The 15,100-nt window shown below is 64.9% G+C and carries 14 protein-coding genes; 3 read left to right on the top strand and 11 right to left on the bottom strand.

Going from position 1 to position 15,100, the window contains the following annotated elements; genetic code table 11:
* Positions 1-18 precede the first annotated feature (18 nt).
* From ACZ0AE_RS11000 to ACZ0AE_RS11025, 6 genes are all read right to left on the bottom strand, one after another.
* On the bottom strand, positions 19-792 hold the full coding sequence (locus ACZ0AE_RS11000; protein WP_463601116.1) for an OmpA family protein: 774 nt from the start codon (positions 790-792) through the stop codon (positions 19-21).
* Between the two features lie 2 nt (positions 793-794).
* The gene (tagF, locus tag ACZ0AE_RS11005) at positions 795-1,778 is read right to left on the bottom strand and encodes a type VI secretion system-associated protein TagF (RefSeq protein ID WP_038688038.1); all 984 of its coding nucleotides are present in this window, start codon (positions 1,776-1,778) and stop codon (positions 795-797) included.
* Positions 1,775-5,521, bottom strand: coding sequence for a type VI secretion system membrane subunit TssM (gene tssM / locus ACZ0AE_RS11010; RefSeq protein ID WP_463601117.1), 3,747 nt, complete (start codon positions 5,519-5,521; stop codon positions 1,775-1,777). Before tssM ends, tagF begins: the two co-directional genes overlap by 4 nt.
* 14 nt (positions 5,522-5,535) lie before the next feature.
* A complete protein-coding gene (locus tag ACZ0AE_RS11015; protein WP_463601118.1) occupies positions 5,536-6,960 on the bottom strand; it encodes a hypothetical protein in 1,425 nt (474 codons plus the stop codon).
* 59 nt (positions 6,961-7,019) lie between these two features.
* Positions 7,020-7,280 (bottom strand): PAAR domain-containing protein, encoded by a 261-nt coding sequence (locus ACZ0AE_RS11020; RefSeq protein ID WP_038688037.1) that lies wholly within the window; start codon positions 7,278-7,280, stop codon positions 7,020-7,022.
* 105 nt (positions 7,281-7,385) lie between these two features.
* Complete coding sequence (locus ACZ0AE_RS11025; RefSeq protein ID WP_448133838.1) at positions 7,386-8,240, bottom strand: M15 family metallopeptidase; 855 nt, start codon at positions 8,238-8,240, stop codon at positions 7,386-7,388.
* 74 nt (positions 8,241-8,314) lie between these two features.
* Here ACZ0AE_RS11025 and ACZ0AE_RS11030 point away from each other — a divergent pair, with 74 nt between their 5' ends.
* The 3 genes from ACZ0AE_RS11030 to ACZ0AE_RS11040 all read left to right on the top strand — a co-directional run bounded on the left by ACZ0AE_RS11030 (position 8,315) and on the right by ACZ0AE_RS11040 (position 10,661).
* Positions 8,315-9,220: a hypothetical protein gene (locus ACZ0AE_RS11030; protein WP_463601119.1), complete on the top strand. Its 906-nt coding sequence runs from the start codon at positions 8,315-8,317 to the stop codon at positions 9,218-9,220.
* A gap of 85 nt (positions 9,221-9,305) precedes the next feature.
* Entirely contained in the window at positions 9,306-10,361 is a 1,056-nt protein-coding gene (locus ACZ0AE_RS11035; protein ID WP_463601120.1) for a hypothetical protein, read from the top strand.
* Between the two features lie 102 nt (positions 10,362-10,463).
* The gene (locus ACZ0AE_RS11040) at positions 10,464-10,661 is read left to right on the top strand and encodes a hypothetical protein (RefSeq protein WP_463601121.1); all 198 of its coding nucleotides are present in this window, start codon (positions 10,464-10,466) and stop codon (positions 10,659-10,661) included.
* Positions 10,662-10,818: 157 nt separating this feature from the next.
* Here the strand turns inward: ACZ0AE_RS11040 and ACZ0AE_RS11045 are convergent, their stop codons facing one another.
* The 5 genes from ACZ0AE_RS11045 to ACZ0AE_RS11065 form a co-directional block, all read right to left on the bottom strand.
* Positions 10,819-11,874 carry a DUF6708 domain-containing protein gene (locus ACZ0AE_RS11045; protein ID WP_463601122.1) on the bottom strand — a complete coding sequence of 352 codons (1,056 nt, stop codon included), beginning with the start codon at positions 11,872-11,874 and terminating at the stop codon, positions 10,819-10,821.
* 122 nt (positions 11,875-11,996) lie between these two features.
* The gene (locus ACZ0AE_RS11050; RefSeq protein WP_463601123.1) at positions 11,997-12,932 is read right to left on the bottom strand and encodes a DUF6708 domain-containing protein; all 936 of its coding nucleotides are present in this window, start codon (positions 12,930-12,932) and stop codon (positions 11,997-11,999) included.
* Positions 12,933-12,949: 17 nt separating this feature from the next.
* Positions 12,950-13,579 (bottom strand): DUF6708 domain-containing protein, encoded by a 630-nt coding sequence (locus ACZ0AE_RS11055; protein ID WP_463601124.1) that lies wholly within the window; start codon positions 13,577-13,579, stop codon positions 12,950-12,952.
* Positions 13,495-13,986, bottom strand: coding sequence for a hypothetical protein (locus ACZ0AE_RS11060; RefSeq protein ID WP_463601125.1), 492 nt, complete (start codon positions 13,984-13,986; stop codon positions 13,495-13,497). The genes ACZ0AE_RS11055 and ACZ0AE_RS11060 overlap by 85 nt, the downstream gene beginning before the upstream one ends.
* Positions 13,987-14,037: 51 nt before the next feature.
* Positions 14,038-15,099: a hypothetical protein gene (locus ACZ0AE_RS11065; protein ID WP_463601126.1), complete on the bottom strand. Its 1,062-nt coding sequence runs from the start codon at positions 15,097-15,099 to the stop codon at positions 14,038-14,040.
* Between the last annotated feature and the right edge of the window lies 1 nt (position 15,100).

Below are 15,100 nucleotides of genomic sequence, written 5' to 3' on the forward strand. Positions count from 1 at the left end.
CCGTCGAGCGTTACCGGTTTACTGGATCTTGAACTCGATACGGCGGTTGCGTGCGCGACCGTCGTTGGTGGTGTTGTCGGCCACCGGCTCGTCCGGGCCCTTGCCCAGCACGTCCAGGTGGTTGCCGGCGATACCCTTCTGCACCATGTAGGCCTTCACCGCCTGCGCGCGTGCATGGCTGAGCGCCAGGTTGCTTTCGCGCTGACCGACGTTGTCGGTATGGCCGATGATGACGAAGCTGGCGTCGCCCATCAGGGCCATCTTGGCCACCATTTCGTCCAGGATGCTCATGCCCAGCGGGGTCAGCTTGGCGCTGCCGCTCTGGAACTCGATGATGCGGTTGGCCAGGGTCTGGTCGAGCAGCTTCTGCTGCGAGCCCACCTTCAGCGCGTTGGTCACCGTGTAGGAGGTATTGCTGGCCAGGCTGAGGTCGCTGGCCACCTGCTGGCGCAGCGCTTCGTTGCCCACTTCGCCGGTCACGCGCACGGACTGGCCGTTCACTTCCAGCTTGCCGGGCGACACCCGCTTCAGCCCCGGGGTGATCATGCCGGCCACGTACTCGCCCCAGTTCGGCGGCGTGGCGATCGATTCCACCTGGATGCGGTCGACCACGCGATCAGCGCCGTAGACCTCCCGCAGGTTCTTCAGCAACCGCGCCTTGGTCGCCTGGTCGGGCACCACGCCTTCGATCACGACCGGGCGCTCGGTGGCCGCCGCCGGGGCCTGCGCAAAGGCAGTGCCGGTGACTGACAACGCGGCCAGGGCAACAATGAGAGTAGAGCGGAGGCGCATGGTCAGGTTCCCAGGAAAGTCTCGCCGAACAGGCTGCGCGCCGTGCTCAATGCCAGATCGTCACGATCGAGGTAGCTGGCAAGGCGGTTGAGGTTGTAGTCGCTGTGCAGGTATTCCTCGACCCACTGGGCCTCCTGCAGGCGGATCAGGAAGTCGCCGGCTTCGGCCGGGTCGAGCACCGCGCGCAGCGCATGGCGGTCGGCACCGTTGAAGCCCACCAGCATCGACGGCGCGGCATCGTTGCGGATCAGCACCGCCAGTTCGAAGTCGCCGCGGGCCACGAAGCAGGCCACGATATCCAGCCAGAACGCCGCCACCAGCGGCCGGTACAGCGGATCGCGGACCAGCGGGAACACCAGGGCGCGGTCGACGTTGACATCGCCGCCACCCAGCACCGGCTGCAGCAGCAGCCCGAGCGCCAGCAGCGCGTTCTTCAGCGAGATGTCCGGATGACCGGCATCGCGGAGCAGGCGCTCCATTGACCCGATGGTCTGCCCTTCCAGGAAGTCACGGAAGGTGGCGTTGTAGGCGCTGGGGTCGGTGCTGATGCTGAAGCGCGCATCGGCCAGTTCGTTCAGTGCATTGCCTGCGTCTTCATCGTTGAAGGCCTGCCGCGCCATCCGCGACAGCCCCGACCACGCGTTGGACATGGCCAACGGGCTGCGGCCGATGAACGGCAGCGGCTCGGTGGCTTCCAGGCGCACCGCCGACAACAGCGGGAACCGCCGCTGCGAGGCATCGCGACTGGGCAGGAAATGCCCGCACAACACCAGCTTGCTACGCGAACCCAGGAACGCGTAATGGATTTCCGGGGAGTCGTCGTAGACGCGCTTCCAGTCCGGGTTCTGGCTCAGCAGTTCCACGCTCTCGCCGGCCCAGCGGTCCAGCCAGCCGAGCAGCTGGTGATTGTCGGCGGCGCGGACGAAATCGCCGCGCGAGGGCACTTTGCCGAAGTACGACACGCCCGCACTGACCACACGACTCATCGCGAACCTCCGCTCTGCTGGGTAGCGGCCGGGGCTCCCGCCGGCGCAGGTGCCGCGGCAGGTGCCGTGCCCGGGGCCGCCGGTGCGGCGGTGGCCGGGGCTGCACCACCGGCCACGCGGGCCGGCAACTGCGCGCCGCGCTGCCAATCGCCGCCGCCGGAGGACTCACCCGCGCGGCGTACCACGCGCATCTCCACGGTGACTTCCACGTTGTCGGCCTTCCAGGTCACGCGGCTGCTGCCGCCTTCCAGGCGCTCGAACGAGCCTTCCCGCATCAGGCGGGTGAAGCCGTTGCTACCCGGTGCATTGAACACTTCCACCGTACGACCATCCGACGCCACGGCCGTGATTTTCACGCCCGGCACCTGGCCGACGTTGGGGTACTGCATGGTGGTCCACTGCGGCGGGGTGTTGCGGTAGCGCAGGGTCTGCCCATCGATCTCGATCGTGTACTCCAGCGCGCCGGTCGCCGGCGCCGGCAGGATCTCGAAGATGGTGGTGTCCTGCGCGGCCGCACCGGCCGCACTGCCACTGACCCAGTTGCCGTAGTTGGCGACCAGATCGGCCGACAGATTGATGCCCATGCCTGCCCAGCGCCGCGCTTCCAGCAGGTTGCCCCGCTGCAGCACCAGCGTACCGAGCTGGTCCTTGTTGAACGCGGCGATGCTGCCGCTGGCGCCGAAGATCGCGGCGATGTCGCTCGGCGCGGCGTCCACGTCGGAATTGAGGTTGAACGGGAACTGCTTGCCGATGCGCTCGGAGAACGGCGTGTACACCTGCGCCGTCCAGCTCTTGTTGACCTCTTCTTCGGTCGGCTCCACCAGCGCCATGAAGGTCTGGGTCAACGGGCGCAGCAGCAGCGGACGCAACGCTTCGCGCTGGCCGGCATCCAGCCCGGTCAGGACCTGCTCGTCCACCAGCGCCACCGCCGTGCTCAACTCGGAGCCTTCATTGCTGAAGGTGTCCTGCATCAGCTTGCGGGTGCCCACGCCGAGGTCGCCTTGGCCCTTGATCGCGTTCAGACGCGCACGCAGCTTGGCCAGGGTCTCGAAGTAGGCATCGATCACTGCGGGCTGGTCGCCCCGCTTGGTGGTCAGCTTGGCGATGCCTTCGAAGGCCTTGCCGATCGGCCCCACCGGCTGCTGCTGGGCCACCGCTTCGGGGTCCTTGCGCAGGATGGTCTTCTGGAACCAGGCCACGAACCCGCCCTTGGCCTTCTTCGAGCGCGCTTCGGCGGCCGGGTTGTCCCAGATGGTCTGCTCGTTGATCTTCTCCAGCAGCGTGCGCAGCGGCGAGTTGTTGGCATCGCCCAGGGCATTCATGCGCGCGGCGGCTTCATCGAAGCTGTCGAACTGGGCCACGCTCAGGCCCTGCAGGAACTTGGTCCACTCGGCGGCGTACTCCTGCTTGTACAGGGTCACCAGCTCACGCGCGATGTGCTCGGGGCTGCCGGCCAGCGACAGGTCGCTCTGCTCGGTGGTACCCAGCACCCAGTCGGTGGTGCTCAGCTGGGTGCTGGCGGCTTCCTTCACCGCATCCTTGACGTAGTCTTCCCACGCCTTGCGCGAGAACGCGCCGGAAATGGCGTAGCTGCCGGTGATCAGGCTGCCGTTGCGCTCGTTGCCGATCAACGCATCCACCGTGACCGTCGGGAAGCGTGCCGCGGCACGTGCCTTGATCTGCGCGAACACGCGCTGCATGGCCGGCTGGCCCTTCATCACGCGGGTCAGTGCCTGGCGGCTGTCGCTGACCAGGGTCACCTTGTTCTGCACCTGCGGCCACGCCGGGTCGGCGGACTGGGCCACGTAGAAGTTCATCAGCTTCTCGGCCGCACGCACCATCTCCTCGCGCGTCATCTGGCCGCGGTTGGCGTCCAGCCAGTTGCGCCAGAACAGAGTGAGCTGCTGCGACAGGTGCGCGCCCTCCACCTGCTTGCGGTTGCCCAGCATCAGGTAGGTCTTGAGCGCGTTGTAGGCATCATTGGTGTTGGTGGGCGAGGCGTTCTGGTACAGCACGTCGCTTTCGGCGGCCACCGGGCCACCCTGCCCCAGCTTCTCGCGCTCGTTCACCACCTGGCCCAGGTAGCCTTCCAGGCTGGCCACGGTCGGATCCAGCATCACCTGCTGCATGCCGTGGTAGTACTCCTTCATCAGCTTGGCGCGGATGTTGTCGCCCTGGTACAGGCCCAGGCTGGTGGTGATGCCACCCTCCTTCTTGTACCGGTCCAGCTGCTCCATGCGGTCCTGCAGCAGCAGCAACGCATCGATGCGCGACTTCAGGTCCACCCGATCCTTCTGCACGCGGACGGCCTGCTCCAGGTCCTTGGTCGCGTTGTTCACCAGCTGCACGTTGGTGGTGTAGGACCAGGTCCACAGGCCCAGCGCCAGTGCCAGCACGCCCACCGCGCCCAGGAACACGCCGTAGCGCAGGCGGTTCTGATGAGGGCTGGAGTACTGCCGGACCAGCTCGCGGTCGGAGAAGATGACCTTGCGGAACAGATCCTTCAGGAAGAACGCAGTCTGCCCGGTCGGCGCTTCATCGCTGTTGTGGCCCCGCGAGGACAGCGAGAACTGGCGACCCACGCGATCGGACGCGTGGTGCACCGAATGGCCTTCCTGCAGCGCACTGCTGAAGTAGAAGCCGCGGAACACCGGCTTGAACTGGAACGGGTTGTCTTCGAACAGCGTGGCGATGAAGGTACGCAGCGCCGGCTTGATGCCCACGAACTCCAGCGGCAGGGTCAGCAGGCCCGGCGAGACGTCCCGCCCGCGCTGCATGGCCATGTGCGACAGGCTCATTTCCTTGATGCCCTCGGCCAGCTGGTCGAAGTGCGCATCAAAGGCCGTCAGGGCATCGCCCTGCGCGTGGACGTCGAAGGGCAGCGTCGCGCCCCACACATTCTCGCGCTCGGACGGATCCAGGCTGCGGAAGAACTCGCTGAACCCGGCGATCAGATCGGCCTTGGTGAACAGCACGTAGACCGGCGCGAACACTTCCAGCCGCTCGGTGATTTCCTGCACGCGCTGGCGCAGGTTCTTGGCCAGTTCGATGGCGAACTCGGGCTTGCTGCCGGACAGCTCGGCGATGCTCACCGCGATGATCACGCCATTGATGGGCGCGCGCGGCCGGTTCTTCTTGAGCAGGCCCAGGAAGGTGAGCCACTCCATGCGGTCTTCCACGCTGACCGAATAGCGGCCGGCGGTATCCAGCACGATGCCGGTGGTGGTGAAGTACCAGTCGCAGTTTCGGGTACCGCCAATGCCCTGGATGACATTGCTGCGATTGTCCTCGAACGGGAACTGCAGCCCGGAGTTCAGGATCGCGGTGCTCTTGCCGGCCGCCGGGTTGCCGATGATCACGTACCACGGCAGCTCGTACAGGGCCGCCTTGCCCTTGAGCACGCCCAGGCGCGAGGTCTTGATCTGTTTGACCGCCTCCATCATGCGCGAGCGCAGCGCTTCGGTATCGGCACGCTGGGCCGAGGGCGCGGCGGCGACGGCCTGGTCCGCCTGCGTCTGCACCATCGACTCCACGCGCTTGGCCGCACGCCGGGCCAGGATGCGCTTGATCACCCACACCACCAGCGCCAGCAACAGCAGCGCCGCCAATGCGATGGCCACCCAGATGCCGATCTGGCGGGCTTCGGCCGCGCCGAAGTACGCCAACGAACCGGCACCGATCAAGCCAATCACCATCCACAGGCGGTAATCGCCGAGGAAGTACCTGAAATTACTCAACATCATCTAGGCGTCCAGGGTTATGCCGCCGACACAGTGTCGGTCGACGGGTCGTTCAAAACGGGAATATCGATGATCGCGGCCACGCGCTGGGCCGGCGCGCCCACCGACAGCACCAGTGCGGCGCTCTGGCCGCGTGCGGCATGCGCATGGGCCAGGGTCAGCAGCGCCAGCGGCAGCACCGGGCCCAGCTCGCCGGCACATACCGGCACGGCCAGCGTCTGCTGGTCGAGTTCAAGATCGGGATTAGCGGCCACCGCGGCGGCGCAGGCCTCCACGGCCACCTGGCTGCGCTGATCCGCATCGTGCAGGGCAAAGCCCACGCGCTCTGGCGCCAGTGCGGCGTCGGCCAGCATCGCGCGGCCCAATGCCTCGGCCTGGCGACGCGACTCGGCATTGCTCAGGCCTTCGGCCAGTTCCATGCGGTGCGGGCGCCACAGGTGCGGGGTGGGCGCGACGGACAGGCTCGACGAGGCCAGCAGCAGGCCGGCGGCGCCTTCGCCTGGAATCTGCCCGTCCTTGTTGCGCCGGTGCAGGATGCGGTTGCTGTCCAGCCACGCGGCAATCGTGCCGGGGTCCACCGCCGAACTGCACGACAGCAGCAGGTACCAGCGCGGCTCGCCCTGGGCCAGCGCATCGGTGACACGCTGCAGCCGCGACCAGACATCCAGCGCCTGGCTGGCGACGGCCACGTTGATGGAGAAGCGGCGCGGGTCCAGGCCGTTGTAGACCGCCCGCGCGTACAGCCAGTCGGCGCAGTAGGTGCGCAGTGACGCCGACCAGTCGGCTGGCACCAGCAATTCGATGGTCAGCACCTGCCCCACCACCTGCTCGTCGCGGCGGCGCAGGCCGGCAATCACCCGCTCCTCGGCCACTTCCAGTTCGGGCAGCGCCAGCAGCGCCTGGCCCATCAAGGCATCGGCCACCGGTTCCAGCAGGGTCATCGCGCGGCGTTCGCCATCGCGGGTGGTGAAGCCCGGCATCTGCACCTGCAGCACCGCGGTGTCGTCCAGGTCCTTGTCCGCACTGATCAGCAACGGCAGCCCGTCGCGATCATGGAAGCGCGCATCCAGCGACGGGCGCGGCGGCGCGGCGGCCATGTCCAGCAACGCATCGGCCTCGAGCATCACGCCCAGGCGCATGTCTGCGCCCAGCACCGCCACCGACGGCACCGCCCGCGTCGTGATTGCCTCGGCCTGCGCGCTGGTCGCACTCGCGTCGCCGCTGCTGCTGGCCGCATCCACGGCCTTGTCCAGCATGCTGCGCCCGGCGTTGCGCAGCATGAAGCCGGCACCGCTCACGCCAACGGGCACCAGGCCCAGGTAGGCGAGCATTTCCATGCCCGACGGAACCGTGCCAGTGCTGCGCCAATAGAAGATTGCGCCACCCCATGCCACCGCGAAGATCGCGATTACCGAGAACGCCTTCCCAAGTATCCCGGACATCTAGCGTCCTGCTCCCTGAGTCATCAAGCCATCCTGCTGATTCAAACCTGCGCTGCCCGTCAACCGATGCCGGTCGTGCCCTGTGACGCGATCAAGGTGGCGCCGCATGCGGTGCGGTCCCCATCACGCGCCACCGGGTTGCCGTCGACCACCACGGTGGCATCGCCACTGACGATCGTGGTCGGCCCATGTGCCACGCACACGGCGTTGTCGCCGATGCGGGCCACCGGCTTGCCACCGATATCGGTCTGCCCCGATCCAGTGACCACGCTACCGCCGTGACTCAATTTATCCCCGACAACTACGAATGGTCGTGACATCAATCATGCTCCTTGATTGCTTCCGCATCCGGCGACTCCATCGCCCCCGCTACCCGGGGCTGATCCGGATCGTCTGCCAACGATATCAGCTGACTGATGAAAGTATCACCCTTTCGCCAATTCAGCTTTCTTCGCCGCACGCGCCGCACGGCACTGCTGCGACATCTCCACGTGCACGTAGTCCTTGATGCTGCGCCAGTTGCCGCCCCACTCCAGCCCCGCCTGCTCGGCCAGTTCGCCGTACAGGAAGTAGCCGCGCCGGGTCCATGGGTCGCCCATGTCCCATTGCAGCTTGCCGTCACGGATCGGCGCACTGTCCACGCCCAGCCCGTACTGATGGCAGCTCTGCCAGGCACCGGCGCGCGTGGCCTTGCCGCCGCTCATCAGCTCGGCCTGGCGTTCCGGGCTGCGATAGCCTTCCACCAGCACCATCTCATAGCCATATTGTCGGCGCATTACTTCATAGATGGCTAGCACACGCTGCTGCAGATCCGGGTCAATCTGACCCCATTTTCTGTCGGCCGTCACAATTTCGGGTCGCGTCCTGCGGATTTCTTCGGTCGTGAAGACTTCCGGCGGCGGCGGTGCGGGCGGGGTCAGGCGTTCACCGCGGAGCAGCTGGGCGACCATCGAGCCGGATTCGGACAGGTCATCGCCCCGAAACTCATCAAGCACCACGTTCTGCCGCGTCAGCAGAATGACCGCCGGCGGCACCAGCAACAGGAAGCCGGCCGCGGCGAGCACCATCCAATGCCGGCGCAGCGCGCCCTGCGCCGCGCCCAGCTCTTCACGCACGCCACCCTGCAGGCGGTCGGTGCGCTGCGAGACCCGCCGCCCGGCACGACCGGCGGCATTCCCTACCCGCCCGAACACACGTCCCAGTGCGGCCTGGATGCGTTCGAACGACTCCGGAAACATCAGCACCCAACCGACTGCGGCCATGACCAGCACCAGCAGCACCGCTCCCCCGATAATGACGACCACCGATCCTCCATGTATTGTTCGTTGTTGACGGTCCTGCCCCAGTCACTAGAATGGGGCGGTTCGCTTTCGGCAGATGCCGACCCAACAAGGGCTGGATGCACTTGAATAATGGCGGAATAAATCGACCAAGTCTGCTCTCAGGGGGAGCGCAGACGAAGAACGCGGCACCGGCAACGGGCCGCATCCTGGCAGACATGGAAGGACGCCCGGTTGCCGGCGCTGCACGCGCCGCCGCATCCCCAGGCACCCGATCACGTCGATGGCTGTGGCTGGCACTGCTGGCAACGGCGGTCGTGGTGCTGGGCGCGTTCGCGGCGTGGCGCCTGTCTGCCGGCAGCAGCGAAGAACCCATGGGGTACTCGTTGCCACCCGAAGCGAGCGCACCTACGGCGCCCGCGCCAGAGGCCGCGTCCACGCCCGGCGGCGCCACCATTGTCGACGCGCCGGCGGATGGCAACGGCACGGCGCCCGCGGCAGACCCGCTGGAAGGTATCGGCGCTGCGGCAGACCCCGCGCCGGGCGCGCACGCTGCGGCTACCACTGCTGCAGTTGCGGCTGTGCCTGCAGCTGCAACTGCCGCGCGCAAACCGGCCGCCGGCACCGCGGCTGCACGCACCGCGCGCGACAAGCCCAAGGGGGACGAGAACCTGCTTGGGACGCTGATGGGCATCATCAAGGAAGACGAAAAGGCCAAGCCCAAGCCGAAGGCCAAGGCCGCCCCGGATTCCATGGACGCACTGATCGCGCAGATCCAGGCCGACGAACGCAAGCAGGCTGCCGATGCCGACAACGTGTTCGACAACATCAGCGGCCGCAACGCCACCGCGTCCACCAAGTCCAATATTCAGGCCAAGCTGCGCAGCTGCGGCAGCGCCACCACGACGGCCGGCCTGAACTGCCGCAAGAAGATCTGCGCCGCGGCTGCAGGCAAGGATCCGGCCTGCCCGGCGATGTGAGGTCGCGCTGCGGCGGTCGCCGCAGCGCTTGATCCAGCTGCGGACGCGGCGCGCCCAGGACGGTGCGTGCAATGAGGCCCAACCCGTGAGTACACCGCCGCCACCGGAGATCCACGAAGGGGAGCTGCCGTTTCGCAGCAACGCCGAGCCCGGCAGCATGCGGGACATCATCCGCCTGGACGAGGAAATGATGGTGTGGTCCGACGATGGCGCAGCAGCGGTCATCGAATCGATCATGCCCTTCTTCGCCATTGCGGGCGTGATCATCTCGCTTGGGGGCATCGGCGCAGGTGTTTCGGTGCTGAGCGACTCGATGGACAGTTTCGGCATGCGCGCACTGAGTGTATCGCTGGCTGCACTGTTGGCCGTCGGTGGCGCTACGGGCGCCTACTTCGCCTGGCGCATCAGCTTTGGAAGCAAGCATAGCGACGTCTACTTCCTCAGGAAGCAGCGCAAGATCTTCCACTACACCAACAAGACGGCGTTCGTTCTTGATTGGGACAACGTCCGTCCGAACGTGCGAATTGGCTTCGGCCCGCCTCAACTGGGTTCACGCCCCTTTGTGGCGCTGGAACTGGTGGAGTACCTCAAGAACGACCCGCAGACCTGGCGCGCGCGCTTCGTTGTGGAGGCACCCATGCCGGGGCGTGAGGCATGCCAGCAGAGCTGGGAGCTGATCCGCCGCTACATGGATGAGGCGCCCACAGCGCTCCCCATGCAGACGGTGGTGAATCCGCGATCATGGACGTCAGCGCTGCTGGAATTTGGCCCCTTGTCCGGGGGTGGCGACGCACATGGGTTCATCCAAGGGTTGCGGGATCACAACTGGCAGCCCTTCTGGAGTGGAGAGCATCTCCTGGCGGTACTGGTCTGGGTCGCGTTCTGGCCAGACCAGGTATTCCGAATGGTGTACGCACGCTTCAGGCCCCGGGTGCCGCTGCCGGCATCGCTTGCGGGGGTGTCCACTGGCCACGGCAGCGGGGCGTCGCCCTACGCCATCACGCCAGCGTTGGCGGGCGAGCTGCGCGGCAGGCGAAAAGCCGCCCTCACCGTCGCCATTGTCTGTGGGGCGTGCACGCTGATCAGCGTTGCCGCCTGGTCAGTGGTGGCACGGCAAATGCTGCGGGCGGTGTTTGGCTGAGGCGACCGGACGACTGGAACACCCGCCCTGCGCCTGCATGACCATTCGACCGGCGCGCCGGCCCGGCTTACTCTAGCGGCCCTCTCAAGCTGGATGCATCGAGTGAACTGGACCTGGACTTCCATCGTGTATTTCGTGCTGGTCATGGCGATGTGCTGTGGCTTTGTGCGAACGGTGTACCGCTATCTGGGCCGATTCGCCGGCTGGCAATCACCGGTGAAGCGACTGCTGGCCATCAGCCCCATCCTGCTCGCCATGCTCTTCGCGCTGTCTGGTTTCCTGTTGGTCGGGTTTCGCTGATCCGCCCCCCCACGGCGGCACTGCTAAATGCGCTTGCATTGCCGGAGGCTGACGTCCGGGCTTCGATCGGCATGGCCACTACATCGACGATCTACCGCTCGAGCCATCAACCCAAGGGCCGGGCGGGCGGCCGCCGTCTCGGTGTCGTCCGCTGGCATCATCCGCGCAGTGCCAGCGCCTGCTCGATCGCATACAAAATCCAGATGGCAGTCAGCACCCCGACTGCGGTACAGATCAACGGCCAGGTCTTTTCCATGAAGCCCAATGGCGGGTTGTCCCGCCAATCGCGGCGACAACGATCCTGGTCGCCAACCGTGCTGGCTGCCTCGATCTCCGCCGGCCAGTGGGGTACTCGGCTGGTCGCCATGGCCAGCCATCGGCCTATAGCAATAAAGCCGAAGGGAAGCGAAGCGAGAAGATGCACCCAAGGCCAATGAATGAAGTTGGCGAACGTTCGCGCCACACCGAACACAAACCCTTCTTTTCTATCGTGAACAGGCATGCACAACGGCACCAGTTCGCAAAGTCTCGCGACATCACCTTCGGTTCCGTGCATGTACTGACGAATGTACTCCCACAGACCAAGCAAGTCCTGCCGCTCACCCATGTACTCGTAGCCAAGCGAGAACGTCTCGATCACCATCTCTCCGTCATCAGACAGAAAGTGAACCCGCAGGTCATTGGTTCTTCCAATCGGAGGTGTAGTCGATTCACCCATGAAGAAGAACAGACGATCCCAAGCTCCAGTCACAACCGTCCCATCTTGCCGGAAGAAGTAGATCTGGCGACTGCGCCTGTCTACCCGCATGGGGTAGTGCGTCCATCGGAAGCACTCGCTTCGGAAGAGCCACACGATGCCACCAATGATGAAGATCGACGCCGGCACGATGACAATCCAGAAGCACCACAGTATCCAGCGCTCATCCTCCCGGAAGGGCTCACCCAGGATGATCAGGTTGATGAGCAGATAGAGCGACGTTGGAGCGAACGCCAGCGCACCCATGACAGACAGCCAGACATTGAATCCCTTGACCGGGTACCAGCGGTCCACGAGCTCAATATAAGTCGAGTTGAATTTGATAAGGGACAACCCGATCCGAGGTGCGACACCCGTGGATCGGATCGGATCCAACTGCTCCTTCCTCTCTGCTTCGGTCAATGGGCGGTTGACCGGAAACCTGAGGTTTCTTGCATTGATACCTGCGTAATCCATTTCAATCCTTCAACATTCGTTGGCTCTCTTCCCTCTGGGGGCCGATGCACACCGGTTCTGTCACCACAGGCCCGGGCACGAGCCACGCTGATCGCCGCCCTCCCAGTCGGCGCGCAGATCAATCAGGCGCCGCGACCCGCATAGAACTGTCCCACATACTCTGGCTCTGGCAGCTGGTGCGGATCGGCCGCGTCAATGTGCGATTCGGTCACCACATGCACCGGCCACTGTGGCAGTTTGCTGCTCTTCAACACCAACCAGCGGCATGCGGCCAACGGCAACAACAGCGGCATAAGCACCGCGCGATAGGGAAGCACCCCCTCACCCAGGCTGATGATCACCGTGAGGTAGCAGTTCTTCCAGGTATCCGCCACGGACAGGTGCAACTGCGGCGACGCAGGCGCGTTAACCACGTGCTCCGGGCCTTCATCCATGTAGCGCCGGATGAACTCCCATATCTCGCGGATCGTGGCGGGATCGTCGAAATAGTGGCCGACGGCGAACGTTTTCCGGACCATCTCCCCGTCCATGACGTGGCAGCGAATATCCCGCAGGAACGTCTCGCCGTCACCGTGTCCCAGATGGAAGTACGCCTGGTCCCACGGAACGCTGATGACGCCGGATGGGCCGGCGTCGGTGTAGGCGTGCACCATCCGGGTGCGTCGATTGAAGCGAATCGGGTAGTACTTGTAGGTGAAGAAATCACGCCCAAACGTGTAACGCCACATGACGGGAAACTGGCCAATGAACAGCGTCAGTATGATTGCGACCAGCCACCCGTCGATCCGCCCGTCCGGTCGAGCGTTCGGAACCCACATCGCCAACAGCCATATGCCGAACAACGCCATCATGGTGCACACCAGTGTCCCCACCGTTGTTGCCACCATGCCGCGCAGGCGGTATCGACGATCAACGACGTCCATGTAGGTGGAATTCAGGCGGATCACACAGTGGTGTTCATTGCTACGCCCACTGCGATTCCGCGGCAGTGCCTCATAGCGCTCTTGCGGCTCGAGCAGCCTGTCTACCTTGAACTTCCTCAACCAGCTGGTGTACATCGCTCACGCTCCAGCGTTCAATGGCTTTTTTGGCGGCGCGGCCGACGCTTGGACGCCTTGCCCGGCTTCACCTTCGCATCTGCAAGGGCCAAAGCGCTCAACTGTTCATGGGTCAGCGCAGGGCCACCGAGACTGGCAAGAATGTCCCTGCTCCACGCGGGTTCCCGTTTCAGGCGGTAGCTGAGATAGCGTACCAGCCCCATGTAGGCGGTGAACGGCAGGAACAACAACATGCCCACGCCAGCCATCCAGGCCAGAATTCCTTTTCGCCGCCACGCGACTGCGCGATCGTCGAACAGGGGTTGAAGCAACCAGAACGAGGGCCAGAACGCGACGCCCCAGTCCTCATAAAGGCTGTCCATCAGCGTCCAGGCAGCCCCCTCATAACGCATGAAGCGTCGAATATGCTCCCAGCGCTGAACCGGGGATTCAAGATCGCCGTAGCCGAAGCTGGGACCCACCCCAAAGCGCTGCACCACGTCACGCCCACCCGGTACGTCGGTAATCGCAAACACGAGGCCAGATTCCCGTCGTGAAATCTGACCGGTGAAAATGGTGAACTCTACGACCTCCGCGCGGACGCATGACCGTACGTGTCTATCTCGTATCGGGTACGGCCCCACAGCTTCCAACCCCACTGCCACCACGGCAGACCCATGGCCTTGAACACATGCACCTTCCCCAAGGCACGGTTGAGGAGCACTGGCTCGTAGCGGAATCCCACCCAGTCGACTTGGATGAACAGCAACGCCAGCCATAGCAGGATCGCGACCATGATCAACGGTAGCCACCAGCCGTTGCTGATCCCCATGATGAGCATCGCGATCGCCAGCGGTAGCGCCATAAGGCCGCCGGCGCTCAAATAGCCACGCATAGCGCCCAGTTGATCCACGAACGCCAAGCCGTCCGGGTAGACACGCGCTACCCCGCCCCCGGTCCTTGCCTCATGACTACTCTGCACGTTAGCCGCAGGCAGCAGGGCCACGGCCTGTCCGTTGGGGGGATTCAAATCATCCGCGAGTGCTGCGGCTTGCTCGTCCGATCCCAATATCACGCATTCCATTTTCGCGATATCACTTCAATGCGCCTGCTTTTGGGGGAACTTTTAGCCAAGCACGGCATCGCCCAACAACCACAACACGCCGACCCAGAACGCCGTCCCGACAGCCAGCGCAACCGGGATGCATCTGCGCGCAGGCGCGACGACAGCCGCATGCGTACGTGCCAGACGCCGTAGCGTGGTGCCGGCTGGCAGCGCGTTGAAGCGCTTCAACCACGGGGCCAAAGCGCCCTCGCCGTACGGCCCCAGTGAGATCCGGGCCGCCAGCAGTTCCGGCACCTGCAGCGGCATTGCCAAGGCAGTGTTGAGCACACTGCCGAGGCCAACCAGCGGCGACCACGGGCGTTCGCCAAGCCATCGCTGTGCGAGACTTGGCAAGGTCCAGATGCTCAATGCAAGTCGCTGCATCCAATCGGGGCTGGCCGACACGAGACGGAAGCTCGGCAAGCGCTCAAGGGGCTGGTCCATATACGTCTTGAAGAATCCATAGCGGAGCACCCCGGCGCCGATCAGGTCCCCTTTACCCGCGACGAACTCGGCGCCAACCCGGCCAGTGGACGGATCCACGTCGGCCAGCACGAGCTGGTAGGTCTGGCCGCCGCCCACCGTATTCACGACGCGGACGATCCGAACGAAGGGCCGAAGCCGCTCCCAAGGATAGGTGCGAACACCTTGGCTACCGAAATGTGTAACCGTGCGGGCTACTCGGTTGAACAGGACGGGCTCCACCCGATTCCCCCGCCTGACTGAACGGACCATGCCCAGGCAGAAAGCTACGCTCAGCACCAGAAACAGCAGGGTGACAATGGTGGATGCAACCATATCCTTCCAGTCGGCGAGCATTTCAGGAAGGCCGGCCAGGATCACGATATCCACCAGCACGATCATCCCGACCAGCCACAGCAGCCCGCCCTTTGCACCGGACAGCAGGGTCACGTCAGGCGCCACCACAAGCTCGGTTTCGTCGACATCAAGCACGAAGTCGATATCCACGTCTTCTGCGCGGTGATGGGTAAGGGGATACATCACCCCACCCGGCCCCTGCACTGGCGAGGCCATGTCCATGATGTCCGAGCCGGCTTGGACCGTTATGTCGTTATCGCGCATT

It is taken from the genome of Stenotrophomonas sp. AC248 (assembly GCF_979258185.1).

Bases quoted from the DNA above. Each gene is read 5' to 3' on its own strand.
- ACZ0AE_RS11000 (WP_463601116.1), bottom strand. From the start codon at position 792: ATGCGCCTCCGCTCTACTCTCATTGTTGCCCTGGCCGCGTTGTCAGTC.
- tagF (WP_038688038.1), bottom strand. From the start codon at position 1,778: ATGAGTCGTGTGGTCAGTGCGGGCGTGTCGTACTTCGGCAAAGTGCCC.
- tssM (WP_463601117.1), bottom strand. From the start codon at position 5,521: ATGATGTTGAGTAATTTCAGGTACTTCCTCGGCGATTACCGCCTGTGG.
- ACZ0AE_RS11015 (WP_463601118.1), bottom strand. From the start codon at position 6,960: ATGTCCGGGATACTTGGGAAGGCGTTCTCGGTAATCGCGATCTTCGCG.
- ACZ0AE_RS11020 (WP_038688037.1), bottom strand. From the start codon at position 7,280: ATGTCACGACCATTCGTAGTTGTCGGGGATAAATTGAGTCACGGCGGT.
- ACZ0AE_RS11030 (WP_463601119.1), top strand. From the start codon at position 8,315: ATGGGGCGGTTCGCTTTCGGCAGATGCCGACCCAACAAGGGCTGGATG.
- ACZ0AE_RS11045 (WP_463601122.1), bottom strand. From the start codon at position 11,874: ATGGATTACGCAGGTATCAATGCAAGAAACCTCAGGTTTCCGGTCAAC.
- ACZ0AE_RS11050 (WP_463601123.1), bottom strand. From the start codon at position 12,932: ATGTACACCAGCTGGTTGAGGAAGTTCAAGGTAGACAGGCTGCTCGAG.
- ACZ0AE_RS11065 (WP_463601126.1), bottom strand. From the start codon at position 15,099: ATGCGCGATAACGACATAACGGTCCAAGCCGGCTCGGACATCATGGAC.